Here is a 20,366-nt window from a genome sequence, read left to right on the forward strand (position 1 = left end):
CACATGGCGCATCTATCAGTAAATGCAGACAGATTGAAAACTGGCTAAATATATGAAAATCTTCTAATATATTGCGGGCAACAAGGATCCCTTGAGTGGGCTTGAACCTTCACGTGCCAGCTGGCCTCGCAGGCTACAAGCGGGACTGGATTCGCAGTGATGTCTCCGCTGGGCTCGCGGTTGCGGCGGTCGGGCTTCCCAGCGCCATCGCCTATCCGGCGATAGCGGGGCTGCCGCCAGAGACCGGCATCTACGCCAGCATCGCACCACTGGTCGCCTACGCGGTCTTTGGCCCGTCGCGCCAACTCATCGTCGGCCCAGACGCGGCAACGATGACCGTTCTTGCGGCGACCTTGGTCGCAGTCACAGCAAGTATGCCAGCCGGTAGTGCAGTGGACCGCACGGCGATTGCGGCAATGCTCGCGCTTGGCGTCGGATTGTATTGCCTGGCTGCGTGGGTGCTTCGGCTTGGTGTTCTGGCGACATTCCTGTCGCGTCCCATCCTGACCGGCTTCTTCACCGGCGTCTCCTTTTCGATCCTGATCGGGCAGATCAAACGTTTCACCGGAGTAAGCATCGAGTCAGAAGGCCTGCTCAGGCCCATACTCGAGCTTCTCAGCAAGGCGAACCTGATCCATTGGCCCTCTCTCTTCCTGGCATTGGCGATGTTCGGCCTGTTGCAGGTGGTGCGGATCACGCGCTTTCCGGTGCCCGGGCCAGTGCTGGTGGTGGTGCTGTCAGCGGTGCTTTCAGCCGTCTTCAATCTTCAAGGGCACGGCATTGCCGTGGTCGGCGATATCCCTACCGGCCTGCCGTCCCTGTCATTGCCACATGCCGCCGGGCTTCCTTTCGAAACGTTGGCGCTTGGCGCCGCGGCTATCTTCCTCGTGAGCTACGGCTCGGGCATCATCACGGCCCGCAGTTTTGGAGCAAAAGCCGGCCAACCGGTCGATCCCAATCGCGAACTCATCGGATTTGGCGCGGCCAACCTGGCTGCCGGGCTTTTCGGCGCCTTTCCGGTCACCGCTTCCGACTCGCGTACGGCCGTCAACCTGACAGTGGGCGGCCGCTCGCAGGTGACCAGCATTGTTGCGGCGGCAGCGTTGATTGCGGCGCTGCTCTTTCTCGGGCCGGCCCTCAGGATCATTCCTATTCCAGCCTTGGGCGCGATACTTGCCGCGACCGCCATCAACCTTATCGACCTTGCTGCGCTGAGGCAGGTCTGGCGTGTCAGCCGCATCGAGTTCGTGTTCGCGCTGATCGCCATGTGGGGGCCGATCGGCCTTGGCGTCCTCAATGGCGTGGTCATCGCGATCAGCGCGTCGCTGGTCTTCATTCTTCACAAGCTGATGTTCCCCCGCGATGCCATGCTGGGCCGGGTCCCGGGCCATGAGGGCTTCTACAAGCTGCATCGGGCGCCCGAAGCCCGTCAGGTGCCCGGCATCGCCGCCTGCCTCATCCAGGGCAGCCTGCTGTTCTTCAATGCCGACTATGTCCAGACCCGGCTGCGATCCATTGCCGTTGGACTGCCTGCCGATACGCGCTGGCTGGTGATAGATGCCAGCGCGATTGCCCAGATCGACAGCTCGGCAGCGGAAATGCTGGGCGAACTCTGCGACGAGCTTCGCGGTCGCGGTATCAGTCTTGCCATGGCGGAGCTGCACGCCGAAGCGCGCGAACTGCTGCGCCGGGCCGGCGTGATCGAGCGCATCGGCCCCCACATGGTCTTCGACAATCTGGAGGACGCCTATCAGGCGTTCGAGGCTCAGACCTCAGTGTCACCTAGGCTTCACTGATCGTGCGGAAAGGAGAAGAAGATGGGTAAGAACAAGGACAAGGACAAAGACAAAGTAGCAAAGGCCGAGGCGGACTCAGGGAGAAGCTACACGAAAGAACTCGCTCGGCTTCAGGTCGAGCTTGCCTATCTCCAGGCGTGGGTGAAAAAATCTGGGGCGCGCATCGCGATCATCTTCGAGGGGCGCGATGCTGCCGGCAAAGGCGGCGTGATCAAGCGCCTTACCGAGCGTGTCAGTCCGCGCGTGTTCCGTGTCGTGGCTTTGCCTGCCCCGACTGACCGAGAGAAGACCCAGATCTACATGCAACGCTATATTCAGCACCTGCCGGCCGGAGGCGAGGTCGTGATCTTCGACCGCTCTTGGTACAATCGCCCTGGCGTCGAACGTGTGATGGGTTTTTGCAGCGAGAAGACGGCGCGACGCTTTCTCGAACAGACACCGAGGTTTGAAGCCGCCCTCGTCGAAAGCGGAATAACATTGCTCAAGTACTTCCTCGATGTGAGCGAGGATGAACAAGAAAAGCGCTTCAAGCAGCGTGTCGAAGACCCGCTTCGGCAGTGGAAGCTGAGCCCCATGGATATCGAATCGTACAATCGCTGGTGGGACTACACCCGTGCCTATGACGAAATGATCCGCATGACCGATACGCGTCATGCGCCCTGGTGGATCGTGCCGTCGAACGACAAGAAGCGCGCGCGCATCAACTGCATTTCGCACATTCTAAGTTCGATTCCTTACGAGCGCCTCGCGTTCGAGGTGCCCAAATTCGGCAAGCGCCAGAAGCGCCCCGACGACTTCGTCGACGACCCAACGCCGCACAACGTGGTGCCGGATCTGTTTGGACAACCCGTTGTGCCGCAGCGTTCCGAGCCGGCGATGGATGAGGCTACTTAACGTCAGGCTCCCAGTTGATGAACAGGCCAACATCCCCAGGGATGCCACCGGGGAAATTGATGATCATGGCCTTGAGCTTGTAGCCTTGCGGCTTGGCAAACTTGAGATAGCGTTCATAGAACTGCTTGGCCTTACCTTGGAGCGTTTCAGGCCATTGGGGATCAGCACTGTTGATCCCGCGTCCACCGTCAGTGCAAAGGTCTGATGGGAAGCTGTATACCATCGCCTCGAATTTTCCGTTCTTGACGGCATTCACCACGAGGCGCCGGACCATGGCGATTTCATTTTCGCTCACCTGGTCCTTGAGGAAACTGTTGGTGAATTTCGCAAGCTCGTCGTTTGCCTGCGCGCGTAGCTTTTCCTGCTTCTCCGCCTCCTTCATTTGCTCTTCGAGGAGGGCCAAACGAAGCTGCTCGGCACTCGGAGGCGTTGCGTTCACGTCAACGTCTTTAATGTTGGCCATTTTCTGCTCCACCAAGAGATCGAAACCGACAGGCCCGCCGGCTGTAACGGCTGTTTCGTTCCTCCGTTATGCCTCTCTATCCGCAGCTAAATAGCTTTTGTCGGCGGAGCAGGCATCATAGTTTGTAGCAACACTGACTTCAACATATGTCCAGATAAGCAATATGGAGTGCCACTCGTTTGAAGGCCGAGCCGAGTTCCAACGCGTGGCATGAGCAACGTCATCGGTAAGGTGCTCTCCGGGCAAATTACGATCCCTCCAACACGCTCCCCCTCCGATCTTTTCCGCTCCATCGCCACGAAAAATCATTTGCCGGCGTGGAATAAGGCGCCTGGCAAGCCGTTCTCCCTGCCGACACCACGACAGCCACGCTGCGCTCAAGATCATTGGCCGCAGCGCGTATCCAAGGAGAGAGGCCCGATGTCGGAAAACCCAGCGCTGCCCACCGACGCGCACGCATTGGCTGCTGCCGTTTCGATAGCCACTGAAAGGCAGATATCCGTGCGCTTGGTGCGCATCCTCGTCGGCGTCTTGCTGATCGCTTTCGCGACCTTCGCCATCTTTGCCAGCATGCATGGCCTGTCGACCGATATGCGCGTCGCGCTCTCGGTCTTCGCTGCCACGCTGATTGCCTGGACGGTAATGGACCTGCCGGAAACACCGGTTGCGCTGGCCGGTGCGCTGGCGCTGGTTTTGGCAGGTGCCGTCGACGAGCAGGCGCTTTTTGCAGCACTCGGTAGCGAGATCGTTGTCCTGATGCTCGCCGCCTTCGTCATAGGTGCTGTGCTGAAGCAGAGTGGTCTTGCCGAGCGTTGCGCTTTCCGCATACTCGCGCCGTTTCGAACCGTGCAAGGCACCTTTTGGGCAACGACGGCAGCGATCTTCCTCACAGCCTTCCTTGTCCCGTCGACATCGGCGCGCGCGGCGATCCTGATGCCTATCTTCCTGAGCTTGTCGGCGGCCATCGGCAGGCCGACAGTGACGCGCGCGCTTGCCTTGCTGTTTCCCTCAGTGATCCTGCTTTCGGCCGCCGCCTCGTTGACCGGCGCCGGCGCTCACCTCGTGGCGGCTGATGCGATCAGGCGCGTTTCGGGCGAGCCCGTCGACTTCGCCACCTGGGCGATGCTGAGCGCGCCCTTCGCGCTGATCTCCAGCCTCATCGCCTGCGGCTTGATCCTGTTTGTGTTCCTCAAAAGCGAAGACCGCAAAGCGCTGGTGACACATGCCGACGGGGCAGCGGGAGCATTCTCCAGCCGCGACAAGATCATTCTCACCGTCGTTGGCATAACCGTCGCGCTGTGGGCTACCGGCAGCCTGCACGGTGTCGGCCTGCCGATTGTCGCACTTGTAGGCGCGCTTGTTGTCGCCTCGAAATCCGTCTCGGGCATCACCTTCAAGGCCGCGCTCAAGGGCGTCGAGTGGAACCTGCTGCTGTTTCTTGCTGCCACGCTCGTCATTGGCGAGGCCTTGCTCGAAACCGGCGCTGCCAAGCTTGTGGTCGACCGCGTCATGGCAGCCTTCCAGGGCTCGGTCGCCCCTCAACCGTGGATCCTGATTGCCTTTGCCGCAACCGTGTCCGCGCTTGCCCACATCGTGATCACCTCGCGCACCGCGCGCGCCACCGTGCTCATCCCCGCACTGGCGCTGCCGCTTGCCGGGCTCGGCGTGAACCCGGCCGCAATGATCCTGGTCGTCACGCTCGGCAGCGGCTTTTGCCAGACGCTGATGGTCTCGGCCAAGCCAGTGACATTATTCGGCGGGATGGAGCCGCCGGCGTTTTCGGCAGCCGATCTGCTGTGGCTTTCAGCGCTGCTTTTTGTGCCTTTCATCGCTTTGCTCGGGGTCGTCGCAATCTTCGCCTGGCCGATGCTCGGCATACCGCTCTGACGCTAGGAAAAGCGTTGTTCAGACCTAATATGGCCAAGCCAGCGATGGCTTGGCTATTTTCATTTAAGCCATTGTAATCTTTTTTATTTTTCGAACGGAATAACGCTGGCCGGCTTCCGTTTCTCCTCCATCGTTCACATGAAGACGAGGAGTTATTTCCATGACATTCACCGTTCTTGTCGCGCCTTCCGGCTTCAAGGAAAGCCTGTCCGCCAACGAAGTGGCCGACTGTATCGGCGAAGGCGTGTTGCGTGCATTTCCGCAAGCAAAGATCCTGAAGGCACCTATGGTCGACGGCGGCGAAGGCTTCACCGAAGCACTGATCGCGGCCACCGGCGGTACCATGCACTGCCTTACAGTGACCGGGCCGGTCGGTGACCCCGCGCCGTCTTTCTTTGGCTTCCTGGGCGGGGCGCCGGTACGCACCGCCGTCATCGAAATGGCCGCAGCTGCCGGCCTGCGCCTGGTGCCACGCGATAGGCGCAATCCGTGCCTCACCACAAGCCGTGGCGTTGGCGAACTTATCAAGGCGGCACTCGACGCAGGTGCTGAACGCATCCTGCTTGGCTGCGGCGACAGCGGCATCAACGACGGAGGCGCTGGCATGGCCGAAGCACTTGGCGTGCGGTTCCTCGACAATGAAGGCCGGCCGCTCGCCGCAGGTGGCGCGGAACTGGCAAGGCTCGCGACCATCGACATGTCAGGCCGCGACCCGCGTCTCAACGACGTACGCATCGATGCCGCTGTCAACTGGCACAACATGCTGCTGGGCCCGCGTGGCGTTGCACGGGTCTTCGGTCCGCAGAAAGGGGCAACGCCTAAGCAGGTCGAGCTTCTGGCGCAGGCCATGGACAATTACGCCGCGCATATCCTTGCCACCACCGGCATCGACGTTGGGGCGGCTGAAGGCGCTGGCGCGTCGGGCGGGCTGGGTGCTGCGGTGCTTGGACTTTTATCGGGGAAACTTCACCCGCGCTACGAGATCGTGATGAACTATCTCGACCTCGACAGTCTGATCGGCCGTGCCAATCTTGTCATCACCGCCGAAGGCAGCCTCGATGGCCAGACCCCATTCGGCAAGGTGCCGGCGGAGGTCGGTCACAGGGCCAAGGCAGCAGGCCTGCCGGTGATCGCGCTTGCCGGCACCATCGGCAAGGGCGTGACGCTCAATTTCGAGCATGGCATCGACGCCTTCGCCTCGATCCTCAAGCGCCCGTGCAGCCTCGACGAAGCCATCGGGGCGGCCTCGAAGTTGCTGGTGCGCGCCGCCGAGGACGCCTCGCGCATGATCCTGGTCGGCATGCGCCTCAATCAGGCCAGTGCTATCAGGCGTAGTCAAAAGCAGACTTCGCGCGCGAAAACCCCGTCCCGCGCCGCCGCCTGACGAAACGGCAGCGAAAAGCCGCCACGAATTTCGTGGCGGCTTTTCGTGAGGCTGCTGTCAGCTCTGGCAGATCGACCGTGCGTTGAGCAGGCCCCAGCCGAACACCGGGTCCTTGCCGGGCTTGCCCAGGTCTTCGGCACCTTGACGCAACAAGGCTTCGACTTCGTCGGCCTTGAGTTGCGGATTGGCAGCCTTGATCATCGCCGCAGCAGCCGTGACGAAGGGGGCTGCGAAAGACGTGCCCGTCTTGGACGAGGCACCCTTGACCGAGGCCGCCGTCCACACCTGGACGCCTGGTGCCGCGATGTCGATATGGTCGCCCGCGCCCGCGCGCCGGTAGGCATTCTTGCGCCGGTCGATCGCGGTCACCGCAATCACTTCCTCATAGGCGCCGGGATAGAGCGGGGCCGCTCGCGGGCCGCCATTGCCGGCAGCCGCAACCAGCACGATATCGCGCTGCGCAGCCAACTCGACGGTTCGTTCGAGCAGAAGGTTCGCGGGGCCCGTCAGGCTCATGTTGATGACGAGCACGCCCTTTCCCGCCAACAGATCGATCGCCCGCACAAGATCGTAGACGGCGGAACGGTCGTCATTGCCGGTGCGCTGAAACGCATCGACGGCAACGAGCTCGCCACCGGGCACAAGACCGGGCGTTCGGCTTTCGGCGGATCCGACCAGAAGTGCCGCCACCGCAGTGCCATGCTGGCGCGCGGAGTCAGGCAAATCGCCCATCCCCAGCCTGATCGTTTCGATACGCCCGCCGGCAAAGGCGAGGTGCTCGGCATTGATCGCCGTGTCGACAAGGCCGATCCGTACCGGGGCCGTGCAGCGTTCCGGCATCGCCTCGGTCGCGGGCCAGCCAACGAAATGACGAGCCAGGCACTGGTCCGCACCGCAAGGGTCGGCACGGTCCTGGTCGGGCCGGTAGAAATGGTTGAAGTCGACCACGGCGTTGGGTGCAGCCGCCGCTACCTGCGTCCTCGCCGCTTCGAGCGTCGTGCCGCTGGGAATACTGAGCTTGACGATTTCGGCCCCCACCAGCGTGACGGAAGCGCGATCGCTGATCGAATAGCCAGCGGCGACAAGGTTCGCGATCGCGCCCCCATCCAGGCCGAGTGCCACGATCTCTTGCGGCGCCTGGCGCACAAGTGCGGGAACTGGGCGTGCAACTGCCTTCCGGCGCGGTTCGGACTTGCGGAAATAGTCGAAAGGATTGCGCCCCTTTCCAACGCCTTGCGCCGACGAGCCGGAATCCCTGCTCCTGCCAGAGGAGCTTCCGCCGCCACCACCGCCGCTATCATCGTCGTCATCGGCGAGCGCCACGCCAATTCCAAAAACCTTTGCCAGCAACGGGGTTGCCGCAGGGGCGCCAAAAGTCGCCCCGCTCAAGGCCAGCGCGAAAACAACAGCAAGTGAGCCCGAAGGGGTCTTCAGGGGCATGGCTCATCCTTTCCTGGCGATATGGCGCACCGACTGCAAATGTTAGCGATCCACATAAGCCTTTCGGCATCCCATATCATTTTGACTACATTTGTGCATTTTGGGGCCCAACGGATGAACCCCCTTCTTATTCCGCTGAGGGCTCGTCTTTTTGCGTGGGGGAGAGACAGGGTACGACTGCATGAAGGGTGACGATGTTCCGGTCAGCGATCGCCTGGTCGCTTTCCTGCCCAATCTGCGACGGTTCGCCATCTCGCTATGCCGGTCGCGCGATCTCGCCGACGATTTGGTGCAGGCGGCCTGCGAGCGGGCGCTCGCCGGACAGGAGCGTTTCGAACCGGGCAGCCGTTTCGACGCATGGATGTTCCGCATCCTGCGCAACCTGTGGATCGACCATGTTCGCCGCACCAAGACGGCAGGCCCGCGCGAGGACATCGACGACCGCAACGACATCGTCGGCTCAAGCGGTGAACGCGATGTTGAAGCGCGGCTCACGTTGAAAAGCGTGGCTGTGGCGATCGACGAGCTTGTCGACGAACAGCGCGAGGTGCTGTTGCTCGTCTGCATCGAGGATTTGTCCTACAAGGAAGCGGCCGAGGTGCTTTCGATACCCATCGGCACGGTCATGAGCAGGCTTGCCCGCGCCCGCAAGAATCTCGCAGAGGCAGCCGGAATAAACCCTGCAGCCGACCGTTCACCCGTAAAAGGTGGGAAGATATGAGCAGGCGCGATTTCGATGACGAAACCCTAATGGCCTTCGCCGATGGCGAACTCGACGCTGAAACCACTGCGGCGATCGAAGAAGCCATGGGCACGGACGACGCATTCGTTGTCCGCGTCGCCACCTTCATGGAAAGCCGCGCCCTGGCATCGGCTGCACTGAAGCCGCTGATCGACGAGCCGGTCCCAGAGGCGCTGACCCGGTCGGTGCAAAAGTTGATCGACGAGGCGCGCCAGCGTGAAAATGCAGCTGTCGACGCAAGCAAACAGCCTGCCCCTGACAACGTCGTTATCTTCCAGCCGCGCACGGCGCCACGCAAGGTCAGCTCGAGCTGGGCACTGCCGCTGGCCGCCTCGCTCGCAGCCGTCATCGTCGGTGCCGGCGGGTACCTCGCCGGCAAGGCCGGCGGGCCGTTTCGGGATGGCCTTGCCGTTGCCTCAATCAGTGACCCTGCCATCATCAGAGCGCTCGACGCCACACCGTCAGGCGCCGATGTGAAGGTCGGCGACGCGATGGTAAAACTCGTTTCGAGTTTCCGCGACGAAGCCGGTGCGCTCTGCCGTGAGTTCGAGCTTCATCGCGCGTCCAAGTCGTCGCTCGTCTCGGTTGTTTGTCGCACCGACCAGCAATGGGATGTCAGGCTAGCCGTAGCAGCACCTGCGGCCGGCCAGGACTACGTTCCGGCTGGGGCCTCCGAAACTGTCGATGCTTATCTGACCACGACCCAGGCCGGAGCGCCGCTGTCGGAAGCCGAAGAGAAAAAGGCGCTTGGCCTGCCCTGACCAACCCTATCTCGGGCTTGGCTGCGGGCCGCGCTTGCGCTCGCTTGCATAGAGCGCGACCGCCATGGCGCGGTTGCGCACGCCCAGCTTGTCGTAAAGATTTTTCAGGTGATATTTGACCGTGTTCTCCGAGATCCCGGTCCGTGTCGCGATCTGCAGATTGGTCCAGCCATCGGCCAAAACGCCGAGCAGTTCGAGCTCGCGCGTCGTCAGGCGCGACAGCGGCGTCTCGTTGATCTTGGCGACATCGACATAAGGTATGCAGATGCGGCCATTGGCGACCGCAAGCAGCGTGTCGAACAGGATACACGGGTCGTCGAACTGATAGCAGAAGCCCTGCGCGCCGAGCCGCACGCATTGCTTCAGAATGCCGACATCGTGGTCGTTGGAAAAGATGACCAGCCGCGCCACAAGCTGCCGGCGCTGGAGTTCGGCCAGCACCTCGCCGGCATCCATGTCGGAAAGCTTCCAGCCGACGATGGCGACGTCGAAAGCCGGCCGCGCTTCCTCCACGGCTCGAATGAAGGCCTCGCCGCTTTGGACTCCCTCGGCGAAATCAAAGCGCTCGTCGCGGCTGATCATGTCGCGCAAAGCCGAAATCACCAGCGGATTGCGCTCGGCGATCAGGACATTCAGCTTCTTTTGTTGCGCCATCAGCCCGCCATCGACATCGGCATCGTGCCTTGGCGCATTCCAACCGAATTCGCCAAGGCAATGCCTGCTCTTCTACGACAGAAATCAGTCGTAGATTCGGAATCGACCGACCAAATCGCGTGTTTCTTCGCGAACAGCGGCCTCGATCTTGGCGTTGCCCTCCTCGCCATTGGCCGCAAGCCCGTCGATGACGGCCATCGTCATGCGCCCGACCTGGCGGAACTCTTCATTGAGGAAACCGCGCGTCGTGCAGGCGGGCGTTCCAAGACGAACACCAGACGTGACCATCGGTCCCTGCGGGTCGAACGGGATGCCGTTCTTGTTGCAGGTGATGTGGGCGCGGCCAAGTGCTGCTTCGACTGCCTTTCCGGTGAGGTTCTTGCGCCTGAGATCGACCAGCATCAGATGCGTGTCGGTACCGCCTGAGACGATGTCGACGCCACCATCCTGCAGCGTTTCGGCGAGCGCCTTGGCGTTGGATACGACGTTGGCGGCATAGACCTTGAAGTCGGGCGTCAGCGCCTCGCCGAAGGCAACCGCCTTTGCGGCAATAACGTGCATCAACGGTCCGCCCTGAAGACCAGGGAAAACCGCCGAATTGATCTTCTTGCCGATCTCTTCGTCGTTGGACAGCACCATGCCGCCACGCGGCCCACGCAAGGTCTTGTGCGTCGTGGTGGTCACGACATGGGCATGTTCGAGCGGATTGGGATGGACGCCACCAGCGACCAGGCCAGCGAAATGCGCCATGTCGACGAACAGCTTGGCGCCAACCTCGTCGGCGATCTCACGGAACGCCTTGAAGTCGATGATGCGCGGATAGGCCGAGCCGCCGGCGAGGATCACCTTGGGCTGGTGCTTCTTGGCGAGGTCGCGCACCTCGTCCATGTCAATGCGGCAGGTGTCTGGCTTGACGCCATAAGAGACGACGTTGAACCACTTGCCGGACTGGTTCACCGGCGCGCCATGGGTCAGGTGCCCGCCTGCGGAAAGGTTGAGGCCCAAGAAGGTATCGCCGGGCTGCATCAGCGCCATAAACACCGACTGGTTGGCCTGGCTGCCCGAATTGGGCTGGACGTTGGCGAAGCTGCAGCCAAACATCGCCTTGGCGCGTTCGCGCGCCAGATCCTCGATCTCGTCGACATAGGCGCAGCCGCCATAGTAGCGGCGACCAGGGTAACCTTCGGCATATTTGTTGGTCAGAACCGAACCTTGCGCCTCAAGCACTGCCTTGGAGACGATGTTTTCCGATGCGATCAGCTCGATCTCGTCGCGCTGGCGCTGGAGTTCGCGCCCCATCGCGTCGCTGACGGCGGGGTCTGCCTGGGCGACGCCAGTGCGAAAGAAGTGGCGGGCACTGCCGATGCCGGGTCTGGTGGGAATATTCATGAGGCTCCTCCCTATTAGCGCCGTGCGGCGCCCAAATTTGTGGTCATCCGGTCCAGCCGAGGCCGGCGGAGATGCAGTTGATCGAAAGCAAGAGCGCGTTGACCGCGCGCTTGGGGTTGGCGGTGGCGCCATCCTGGGCGCGAACCTCTCGCAAGAGCTGCACCTGCAGCCGGTGGATCGAGTCCATCTGCGGCCGGATGCGGTCGAAATGCCGCTTGAAGGCCGGGAAGCGCTCGGACAGCTTCAGCCCGCCATTGACCTCGGAGATCATCCGCCGCGTCAGCGCGTATTCGGCCGAGATCTTGCGGTAGATGCGCTCGCCGACCTCACGGTCCTGCACCAGTCCGGCATAGAGACAGCCAATATCCATGTCGGACTGGTAGAGGCCCTTGTCGACCTCGTCGACGACGAGGCGAAAGAAGCGTGAGCGCTCGAACATCTGCCTGAGCAGTTCCAGACCAGCATCGCCGCGCACGTTGACGAAGGAGTTCAACGCGCTGCCGATGCCGTACCAGTTGGTCAACAGATGACGGTTCTGGCTCCAGGCGAAAACCCAAGGAATGGCGCGCAGGTCGGAGATGTCGCGGGCGCCGAAACGCCGCGCCGGGCGCGAGCCGATCTTGAGCAGCGACAATTCCTCGACCGGGCTTGCCTGGTGGAAATAGTCGATGAAACCCGGCTCGTTGATGAGGCCGGAATACGATGCCTGCGACATGCCGGTCAGTGCTTCCAGCGCCTCACTGAACTCGGGGATATCCTTGAGCTCGGCTTCGTTCGGCGACTTGACGCTATGGGCAAAGACGCTCGCGGCGAGGATTTCGAGCTGGTAGAGCCCGGTTCCGCGATTGGCGAATTTCGACGAAACGACCTCGCCCTGCTCGGTGACGCGCATCGCTCCACCGATCGTACCGGCCGGCTGGGCGGCGATCGCCCGGCCCGTCGGCGCACCGCCGCGGCTGACCGAACCACCTCTGCCATGGAAGAAGCTGATCTTGACCTTGCGCTTGATGCCAAGCGCGGTGATCCGCCGCTGCGCCTTGTTCAACTCCCAGTTGGAGGCGAGGAAACCGCCGTCCTTGTTGGAGTCGGAGTAGCCGAGCATCACTTCTTGGGCGTTGCCGAAATCGCGCACCGAGCGGCGGACGATAGAGACGCCAAACAGCTGGTCGAGAATTTCTGGCGCGGCGCGCAGATCGCCGATGGTTTCAAACAACGGCACGACGCGGAGTGCGATGGTTCCGCTGCCGTCCATGACAGTCGCCAGGCCGGAATATTGAGCGAGCAGATAAACGGCCAAAAGATCGTCGCTCGACCGCGTCATCGACAAGATGAAGGCACCGACAGCGCCACCGTTGAGGCCAGCAGAAGCCTTGCGGATGACATCGAAAAGGTCGAGCAGCTCCTGCGCTTCTTCGGAGAGTGCGAGGCGGTCGACCTCCAGCTGTTCGCCGGAATTCAGCGCCGCGCGGATACGCTGGGTCCATTGCGGCGTGTCAGGTGCTGGTGCGGCTGCCGGATCGGCGAGCTTGAACAACTCGGCCAGCACGCGATTGACGACGGTGGAGTTCTGTCGAATGTCGAGCGAGACGGTGCGGAAGCCGAAAGTCTCGACCTGCTGGCGCAAGGGCCGGACGAAGCGTCTGGCAATCAGCTTGCCGCCGAGCTGGGCCAGCACCTTCTCAAGCTCGCGCAGATCCGCCTTGAAGGCATCGGAGCGGGCATAGGGCTTGGCCGATGCCTCGCCGCGCATCGCTTCCAGGCGGTCGAGCATCGCGGCGGCGAACTGGCGCAGCGGCTCTTCGGGATTGCGCGCGACGATCTCCGAGGCATTGCCGCTGCGGTGCAGCGCATGCCCCAGCGCCTTGATGAAGGCATCAGGGATATCGACGACATTGGCGCTGATGCTGAGCACGGTGACCAGCTTGCGCACCTGGCCGATATACCAGCCGACGATCGCCTGGCGGCATTCATTGAGCGCATAGGACGTGGTCTTGGCGGTGACATTCGGATTGCCGTCGCGGTCGCCGCCGATCCAGGAGGCATAGCGCATAAAGGACGGCACCTTGAGGTCATATTCCGGATAGTGGCGCGCCAGCGCTTCTTCGACGCTGTCATAAAGCTTGGGCGTCGCCTCGAAGATCACTTCGCGGAAGAAATGCAGGCCCCAGGCTATCTCGCGTTCGACAGATGGCCGCTCAAGCCGCAGCTCGCCCGACATCCACAATAGCTCGATCTCGCATTTGAGGTCGCTGATATGCTGCTCGCGCTCGCGCGGCGCCCAGCGCTGCTGTTCGAGTTCGGTCAGCTTGCGATAGATGCGGCGGTGGATCTCAAGCACGGTGACGCGCTTGGCCTCGGTGGGATGCGCCGTCATGGTTGGGCCGACGCAGAGCTCGTCGAGGGTGGCCTGGATCTGCTCGGCCGGGTAGCCGCCGGCTGCTATTTCGCCCATGACATTGGCAAACGAGCCGATCACCTCGTCGGCACCGCCCATCTGCTCAAGCTCACGGCGCGAGCGCATGGCAAGCAGCTCATTGGCGATTGCGACAAGCTGGAACCAGATGCCGGTGGCCTGTAACGCTGCGATGCGTTGCTCGCTGGCCAGCGCATCGAGGCTCACACGGCCGGTAAGCACCTCCGCCATATCGGGCTCGCGTTCGCTGACGACGGCCAGGAGCAGCCTGAAAAGCAGGCTACGGACGTCTTCGCGAAAGCTGAGTGGTCTGCTCTCCTCCAAGCGGCACCCATTCATCTCGTGTTGTTCCGGGGCGCCGAACCGTTGAGCCGGCTATCCCGAAAATGCTGTTTTCCCGAAAGCAAGCAGATCGGTTTTCCCGCCCGTTGAAAACGCCCCGTACGGGTAGATTTCCTATTCGTTCGGGTGGTGCCGGCACTGGCCGAACGATGATTGACTGGCACAAATCGGACTACCGGTCGGGGCAGAAAATCAGGAACTTCGTGAGCATTGGTCCAGCGCGTTTTGCAGTGGACGACATTTAACTCATGTGCAAGTATGTTGCATACAGGGCAAGTTGGGGAGGCGCATGAAAGTGAGGTCAGCTACCGAAATCCGCATCCCCGCAGCACGATCCAACCGAGCTTGAAGAGGAACATGCCAATGCAGAAAGTGCTGCCGGAACTTTTCGAGGGCCACGCGCCCATCACCCTCCAGAATGCCTTTCATGACGCGCTCGAGGCGCTTGAGGAGTGGAAGGAAGGAAGCGAGGAACCGCTCGTAGCGGTCGACAGCTTCAACGTCCCCATTAGCCATATCTTCGCCCGCATGAGCACCTGCACCGATCTGTTGCCGCTGCGCACGCGCGACGTGCTTGAAACCATCATCGACAAGGGCTCGTTCCGGGCGACCGGCGGGTCGTTCTATGCCGATGGTGCCAAGCTGGTGATGCCGCTCTGCGTCGAGCGCATGACCTTGTCGTTGCTGCGCCCGACGGCCTCGCTGATCCAACTGCGCAAGGCCTGCGTCGAGGCCTAATCCAGTCAGATCCCACCGAGCTCTGCCGTAAGCGCCCCCGCGCTTGCGGCAGAGCTTTTTCATGGGTGAATGTAAGCATGGTTCGTAAGCCCGCGTGCCAAAAGAAGAAGCCCCGTCCAGTCGAACGGGGCTTTCCTGTTTGGTTGATGTGCAACGCTTCTTAGGCTGCGCGGGCGCTCGATGCTTCGACGCCATACTCCAGCGACGAATCCACTATTGTGTGCCACAGGCTGTCGGAAAAGCTTGTGAAGACCAGCATGTTGTAGACCGGATGCCCGTCAGCGCCATTGGCCTCGCGCCAGAAATTGACCGCCGTGTGGTCGACCGACGTGTTCGCCGCGGTGCCGACCGGAAAGGCCGCGTCATGCAAGTCGAGCGACGAGAATTTGGCGATCGCATCACGGCCACGCGGACCTGAAACGCGGATCAGGCAGCGGCCGTCCGACTGGTCGGACAGTGATGCCGAACCAGCGAAAACCTGGGTCATGGCTACAAGCTGCGATGCCTCGTCGGTGCGTGGCGCAATGACCGTGAACTGGTTGGGACCAGACCAGATCAGCGTCGCTGTCTTGCCGATGACAGCCTTGGGCGTGCTAGGTGCCTCGACGCCGAACAGCTTCTTGGCTGCCTTGGCGGTTTCCGCCGCCTTGCCGCGCCGCGCCATGACCTGCACCAGCACGATGTCGCGCACTTCGTTGAGCGTCACGCCGGCATGTGCTCCGGACGCACCGTGACGGCCCGGAACGAGTGCCTTCTGCAGCGGCGATTGGGTGTTCCAGAGATAATCAACCACGCTGGCGCGCTCCTTCTGGATCGTAGAAGACTGGGTTGCAGATTTCGGCTTCGTAGTCCTCGCTGCGTAGCGGGTCGTGGATGCGCACGATTTCGCCAAAGCGCTCGCGGCCGCGTTCGACCAGACCAAGTCCGATCCACTGTTCCAGCATCGGCGAGTAGCAGACCGAGGTGACGTAGCCCTGGTCCGTCTGCGGACCCGGGATCGCACCCTTGGGAACGACATGGGCACCGGAGCGCAAGCGGCGCTTTGGGTCGAGCGGCTTGATACCGACGACGACCTGACGGTCGGGCGCGGTCAGTCCTTCACGACCCGCCATGACGCGGCCGATGAAGTCCTTCTTCTTCGACATCATCTTGCCAAGGCCGAGATCGTCGGCGGTCGTAGTGCCATTGAGCTCGGGACCAGCGACGTGGCCCTTTTCGATACGCATGACGCCAAGTGCTTCGGTGCCATAGGGCGTGACGCCCAGATCACGGCCAGCAATCATCAGGTTTTGCGCCATGGCAGCACCATAACGGGCCGGAACCGAGATCTCGAAAGCGATTTCACCGGAGAACGAGATGCGGAACAGCCGTGCCGTGACCCCGCCGCGCAGCTTGACCTCGCGCGCCCCCATGAACGGGAAGCCCTCGTTGGTCATGTCTTCCGATGGATCGACAAGTTCCTGCAACAGCTTGCGGGTGTTGGGCCCAGCGATGGAGAACTGCGCCCACTGGTCGGTGGCGGATGACAGCTGCACGTCGAGTTCGGGCCAGAGCACCTGGCGGCAGAATTCGAGATGCGCCATGACAGGTCCGGCCTTGGCCGTGGTCGTGGTCAGGAAGTAGTGGTCTTCGGCGATACGCGAGGTCGTGCCGTCGTCCATGACGATGCCATCCTCACGCAGCATCAGGCCGTAACGGGCTTTGCCAACGGCGAGCGAGGAGAAGGCGTTGATGTAGACGCGGTCGAGGAAGGTGCCTGCGTCGGCACCACGCACGTCGACCTTGCCGAGCGTGGAGACGTCGCAGAAGCCGACGCCGTTGCGCACCGCGAGCACTTCACGCGTGACCGATTCAATCCAGTCCTTTTCGCCCGGTTGCGGATACCATTGCGCGCGCTTCCACAGGCCGGTGTCGACGAATGTCGCGCCGCGTGCAGCTGCCCAGTGATGCGACGGCGTCAGGCGCCAGGCGTGGAAGCTCTCGTCGCGGTGATGGCCGGCGAGCGCGCCGATCGCCACTGGCGCATAGGGTGGACGATAGATCGTGGTGCCAGTCTGCGGGATGGTGCGGCCGGTCGCATCGGCCATAATGGCGAGGCCGGTGATATTGGAGGTCTTGCCCTGGTCGGTCGCCATGCCAAGGGTGGTGTAGCGCTTGAGATGCTCGACGCTCTCGAAGCCTTCGCGCTGCGCCAGCGTCACGTCGGAGACGGTGACGTCGTGCTGGAAGTCGACGAATGCCTTGCCCTTGGCCTTGACCTGCCAGAGTGGCGAGATCGCGTAGGACTCATCGCCGGCTTCCGATGCCTCACCGGCATTGCCTGAAGCGCCGCATTCGGCGGCGGCTGCCGCACCGGCTGCATGACCGTCACGCAGGCAGGCGCCGAGGGAAAATTCGCCACGCGCCGCACCCGCCATGACCATGCCCTTGGGGGCCTCGCCGGGGATGAAGGCAGCGATATCGTCACGCCACACAGGCTTGCCGCGATGGAAGCAGGACAGGCCGACATTGGGGTTCCAACCGCCCGAAACAGCGAGGCAGTCGGCGTCGATCTGCTGCTTGCGACCGTTGTTGTCGGTAACGATGACGCCGCGCACACCGTCGACGCCGCCCTTGACGTCAGACACACCGCCCGAGAGCACGCGCAGATCCGAGAGCTCGGCGAGCGCCTGGTATTCCGCCGGCACCTTGCCCCGCGGATCGATCACAGCGGCGATGTCGCCACCGGCCTGCTGGATCGCCTCGACCGTGCGCCAGCCATCGTCATTATTGGTGAACAGCGCAACGCGCTTGCCCGGCATGGCTGCGAAGCGGTTGACATAGGTGCGGACGGCCGAGGCCATCATCACGCCCGGACGGTCGTTGCCCGGGAAGGCGATCGGCCGCTCGATGGCGCCGGCGGTAACGACCGAGCGCTTGGCGACGATGCGCCAGAGACGCTGACGGACCTGATGCGGACCAGGCACCGGGACATGGTCGTTGACGCGTTCGAGCGCTGTATGGACACCACCGTCATAGACGCCGAACAGTGCAGTGCGGACCATGACGCGGACATTTGGCAGCGAAGCGAGCTCGGCAGCCGTGCGCCGCACCCATTCGTCCGCATGCATGCCATCGATCTCGCCGCCATCGCTGAGCAGGCGGCCACCGACACGGACGTCTTCTTCAACAAGAATGACACGCGAACCGGCCCGGCCAGCGGCCAATGCGGCCGAAAGACCAGCTGCCCCGCCACCAACGACGAGCACGTCGCAATGGGCCCAGGCCTTGTCGTAGTGATCGGGATCGGGCAGTTCGGCACTCTTGCCGAGGCCGGCGGCACGGCGGATGATCGGCTCGTAGATCGCCTCCCAGAACTTCGCCGGCCACATGAAGGTCTTGTAGTAGAAGCCGGCGACGAAGATCGGCGAAAACAGCTGGTTGATCGACATGAAGTCGCGGCGCAGCGAGGGCCAGCGGTTCTGGCTTTGGGCGACCAGCCCGTCATAAAGCTCTTGGGTGGTGGCGCGGGTGTTTGGTTCCTTGCGCGCACCGGTGCGCATCTCGACGAGCGCGCTTGGCTCTTCCGAGCCTGCAGTGATGATGCCGCGCGGGCGGTGATATTTGAACGAGCGCGCCACCAGCTTGACGCCATTGGCAACAAGCGCCGAGGCCAGCGTATCGCCGGCGAAGCCGGACATGACCTTGCCGTCGAAGGAGAACTGCAGTGGTGCCTGGCGGTCGATCAGGCCGCCGCTGCGCAGCCGGTGCGACTGGCTGGCGGATGCTGCCTGGCTGCGCGCGCTGGGGGTGCTGCCCTCAAGTGCGGCCGTCCTGTCGAGCGGTTCAGATCCGGAATAGCCCGACATCTTTATTCTCCTGCCTGCACCGGCTTGGACGCACCCACGCCGGGGGCCGCCGTCACCGATCTGAATTCATGCGTCACCGTGTTGCGCTCGGCTATCAACCAGGAGCGGCAGCCGCCGCCGTGGTACCAATATTCGCGCATGTAGCCGGCGACGTTGTCGCGCAGATAGACATAGTCGTGGAAAGCGTCCTCGACGCGATCGGGGCTTTCGCCGCTATCGATTGCGAAGTTGGGCCGCTTGGGCGAGGCGTCGCCGAGATAGGTGAACTCGCCGTTCTCGCGTTCGCCGCAGAAAGGACATGCAATACGCATTCCGCCAGTCTCGCTTTCAGTGCAGGTTGGGTTGGGCGCCTTGGCCCTTTTCATCGATCATCGCGCCGCGGCGGAACCGGTCGAGCCGGAAGCGTGCAGCCTCGGGGTGCGGTTCGTCACGCGCCAGCAAATGGGCAAAGACGAGGCCCGAAGCCGGCGTCGCCTTGAAGCCGCCATAGCACCAGCCGGCGTTGAGATAGAGGCCATCGACCGGGGTCTTGTCGATGATCGGGGTACCGTCCATCGACATGTCCATGATGCCGCCCCACTGGCGCAGCATGCGGACGCGGCCGATCATCGGCATGACCGCCATGCCACCTTCGCAGACGTCCTCGACCACCGGCATGTTGCCGCGCTGGGCGTAAGAATTGTAGCCGTCGAGGTCGCCACCAAAGACGAGGCCGCCCTTGTCGGACTGGCTGATGTAGAAGTGGCCGGCGCCAAAGGTGATGACACCTGGGATGAGCGGCTTGATCGCCTCGGAAACGAAGGCCTGGAGCACATGGCTTTCGATCGGCAGCTTCATGCCGGCCATCGCGGCGACGCGCGAGGTGCTGCCGGCGACCGCCATGCCGACCTTGCCGGCGCTGATCTTGCCACGCGATGTCTCGACACCCGTGACCTTGCCATTCTGGTCGCGGACAAAGCCGGTGACTTCGCAATTCTGGATGATGTCAACGCCGCGCTTATCGGCGGCGCGCGCATAACCCCAAACCACCGCATCGTGGCGGGCGGTGCCGCCGCGGCGCTGCATGAGGCCACCCATGATCGGGAAGCGCGGGCTGTCGTAATTGAGGAACGGCAGTTCCTTGCGGATCTGCACGGCGTCGAGCAATTCGGCGTCGATGCCGTTGATGCGCATGGTGTTGCCACGGCGGGCAAAGGCGTCGCGCTGGGCGTCGGAGTGATAGAGGTTGATGATGCCGCGCTGGGAGACCATCGCGTTGTAGTTGAGGTCCTGCTCCATGCGCTCCCACAGCTTCATCGACATCTCGTAGAAGCCGGTATTGCCGGGAAGTCCGTAGTTGGAGCGGATGATCGTGGTGTTGCGGCCGGCATTGCCGGAGCCGATCCAGCCCTTTTCAAGCACCGCGACATTGCGGATGCCGTACTCGTTGGCGAGGAAATAGGCCGTGGCGAGCCCGTGGCCGCCCCCGCCGATGATGATCACGTCGTAGTGGCTCTTGGGTGCCGGATCGCGCCAGGCGCGGGTCCAGCCCTTGTGGCCGGACAAGGCTTCCTTGGCGAGTGAGAAGATCGAATATTTCATCGCATGTGTTCCGGCGAAATGTGAGGTGTGTCCG

The 20,366-nt window shown here is 62.6% G+C and carries 16 protein-coding genes; 7 read left to right on the top strand and 9 right to left on the bottom strand.

Translation table 11 applies throughout. The annotated features are described in order from the left end of the window. Nucleotides 1-95 precede the first annotated feature (95 nt). Nucleotides 96-1,796, top strand: a complete 1,701-nt coding sequence (locus AC1DLV_RS12565) for a SulP family inorganic anion transporter (RefSeq protein ID WP_476799893.1) — start codon at nt 96-98, stop codon at nt 1,794-1,796. Between the two features lie 21 nt (nt 1,797-1,817). Then, complete coding sequence (gene ppk2 / locus AC1DLV_RS12570) at nt 1,818-2,690, top strand: polyphosphate kinase 2 (protein ID WP_476799894.1); 873 nt, start codon at nt 1,818-1,820, stop codon at nt 2,688-2,690. Here ppk2 and AC1DLV_RS12575 read toward each other — a convergent pair. Further along, nucleotides 2,683-3,153 carry a histidine kinase gene (locus AC1DLV_RS12575; protein ID WP_476800076.1) on the bottom strand — a complete coding sequence of 157 codons (471 nt, stop codon included), beginning with the start codon at nt 3,151-3,153 and terminating at the stop codon, nt 2,683-2,685. The genes ppk2 and AC1DLV_RS12575 overlap by 8 nt on opposite strands. Nucleotides 3,154-3,573: 420 nt before the next feature. Here AC1DLV_RS12575 and AC1DLV_RS12580 point away from each other — a divergent pair, with 420 nt between their 5' ends. Both AC1DLV_RS12580 and AC1DLV_RS12585 read left to right on the top strand, forming a co-directional pair. Next, nucleotides 3,574-5,040 (top strand): SLC13 family permease, encoded by a 1,467-nt coding sequence (locus AC1DLV_RS12580; protein ID WP_476799895.1) that lies wholly within the window; start codon nt 3,574-3,576, stop codon nt 5,038-5,040. A 160-nt stretch (nt 5,041-5,200) separates the two neighbouring features. After that, nucleotides 5,201-6,424, top strand: a complete 1,224-nt coding sequence (locus tag AC1DLV_RS12585; RefSeq protein ID WP_476799896.1) for a glycerate kinase family protein — start codon at nt 5,201-5,203, stop codon at nt 6,422-6,424. Between the two features lie 57 nt (nt 6,425-6,481). On the opposite strand, the gene AC1DLV_RS12590 is transcribed toward AC1DLV_RS12585, so the two are convergent. Then, complete coding sequence (locus AC1DLV_RS12590) at nt 6,482-7,864, bottom strand: S8 family serine peptidase (RefSeq protein WP_476799897.1); 1,383 nt, start codon at nt 7,862-7,864, stop codon at nt 6,482-6,484. Between the two features lie 181 nt (nt 7,865-8,045). Between AC1DLV_RS12590 and AC1DLV_RS12595 the strand changes: the two genes are divergently transcribed. Further along, complete coding sequence (locus tag AC1DLV_RS12595; protein ID WP_476799898.1) at nt 8,046-8,585, top strand: RNA polymerase sigma factor; 540 nt, start codon at nt 8,046-8,048, stop codon at nt 8,583-8,585. Continuing rightward, nucleotides 8,582-9,367 carry an anti-sigma factor family protein gene (locus tag AC1DLV_RS12600; RefSeq protein WP_476799899.1) on the top strand — a complete coding sequence of 262 codons (786 nt, stop codon included), beginning with the start codon at nt 8,582-8,584 and terminating at the stop codon, nt 9,365-9,367. The genes AC1DLV_RS12595 and AC1DLV_RS12600 overlap by 4 nt, the downstream gene beginning before the upstream one ends. Nucleotides 9,368-9,373: 6 nt before the next feature. Here AC1DLV_RS12600 and AC1DLV_RS12605 read toward each other — a convergent pair whose 3' ends face one another. From AC1DLV_RS12605 to AC1DLV_RS12615, 3 genes are all read right to left on the bottom strand, one after another. Beyond that, nucleotides 9,374-10,021: a LuxR C-terminal-related transcriptional regulator gene (locus tag AC1DLV_RS12605; RefSeq protein WP_476788053.1), complete on the bottom strand. Its 648-nt coding sequence runs from the start codon at nt 10,019-10,021 to the stop codon at nt 9,374-9,376. Between the two features lie 84 nt (nt 10,022-10,105). Further along, nucleotides 10,106-11,410: a serine hydroxymethyltransferase gene (gene glyA / locus AC1DLV_RS12610; protein WP_476799900.1), complete on the bottom strand. Its 1,305-nt coding sequence runs from the start codon at nt 11,408-11,410 to the stop codon at nt 10,106-10,108. 43 nt (nt 11,411-11,453) lie between these two features. Beyond that, nucleotides 11,454-14,162 (bottom strand): phosphoenolpyruvate carboxylase, encoded by a 2,709-nt coding sequence (locus tag AC1DLV_RS12615; protein WP_476836170.1) that lies wholly within the window; start codon nt 14,160-14,162, stop codon nt 11,454-11,456. Nucleotides 14,163-14,522: 360 nt separating this feature from the next. On the opposite strand from AC1DLV_RS12615, the gene AC1DLV_RS12620 reads away from it, so the two are divergent. Further along, nucleotides 14,523-14,903, top strand: coding sequence for a BRA0787 family protein (locus AC1DLV_RS12620; protein WP_476799902.1), 381 nt, complete (start codon nt 14,523-14,525; stop codon nt 14,901-14,903). A gap of 160 nt (nt 14,904-15,063) precedes the next feature. Here AC1DLV_RS12620 and AC1DLV_RS12625 read toward each other — a convergent pair whose 3' ends face one another. From AC1DLV_RS12625 to AC1DLV_RS12640, 4 genes are read right to left on the bottom strand one after another with little or no spacing between them, the layout of a single operon-like run. After that, a complete protein-coding gene (locus tag AC1DLV_RS12625; RefSeq protein ID WP_476799903.1) occupies nt 15,064-15,696 on the bottom strand; it encodes a sarcosine oxidase subunit gamma in 633 nt (210 codons plus the stop codon). After that, nucleotides 15,689-18,751, bottom strand: coding sequence for a sarcosine oxidase subunit alpha family protein (locus AC1DLV_RS12630; RefSeq protein WP_476799904.1), 3,063 nt, complete (start codon nt 18,749-18,751; stop codon nt 15,689-15,691). Before AC1DLV_RS12630 ends, AC1DLV_RS12625 begins: the two co-directional genes overlap by 8 nt. A 2-nt stretch (nt 18,752-18,753) precedes the next feature. Continuing rightward, nucleotides 18,754-19,062 carry a sarcosine oxidase subunit delta gene (locus tag AC1DLV_RS12635; protein ID WP_476786934.1) on the bottom strand — a complete coding sequence of 103 codons (309 nt, stop codon included), beginning with the start codon at nt 19,060-19,062 and terminating at the stop codon, nt 18,754-18,756. A gap of 16 nt (nt 19,063-19,078) precedes the next feature. Further along, the gene (locus AC1DLV_RS12640) at nt 19,079-20,332 is read right to left on the bottom strand and encodes a sarcosine oxidase subunit beta family protein (protein WP_476799905.1); all 1,254 of its coding nucleotides are present in this window, start codon (nt 20,330-20,332) and stop codon (nt 19,079-19,081) included. Between the last annotated feature and the right edge of the window lie 34 nt (nt 20,333-20,366).

This window comes from Aminobacter sp. 01T433 (assembly GCF_056398585.1).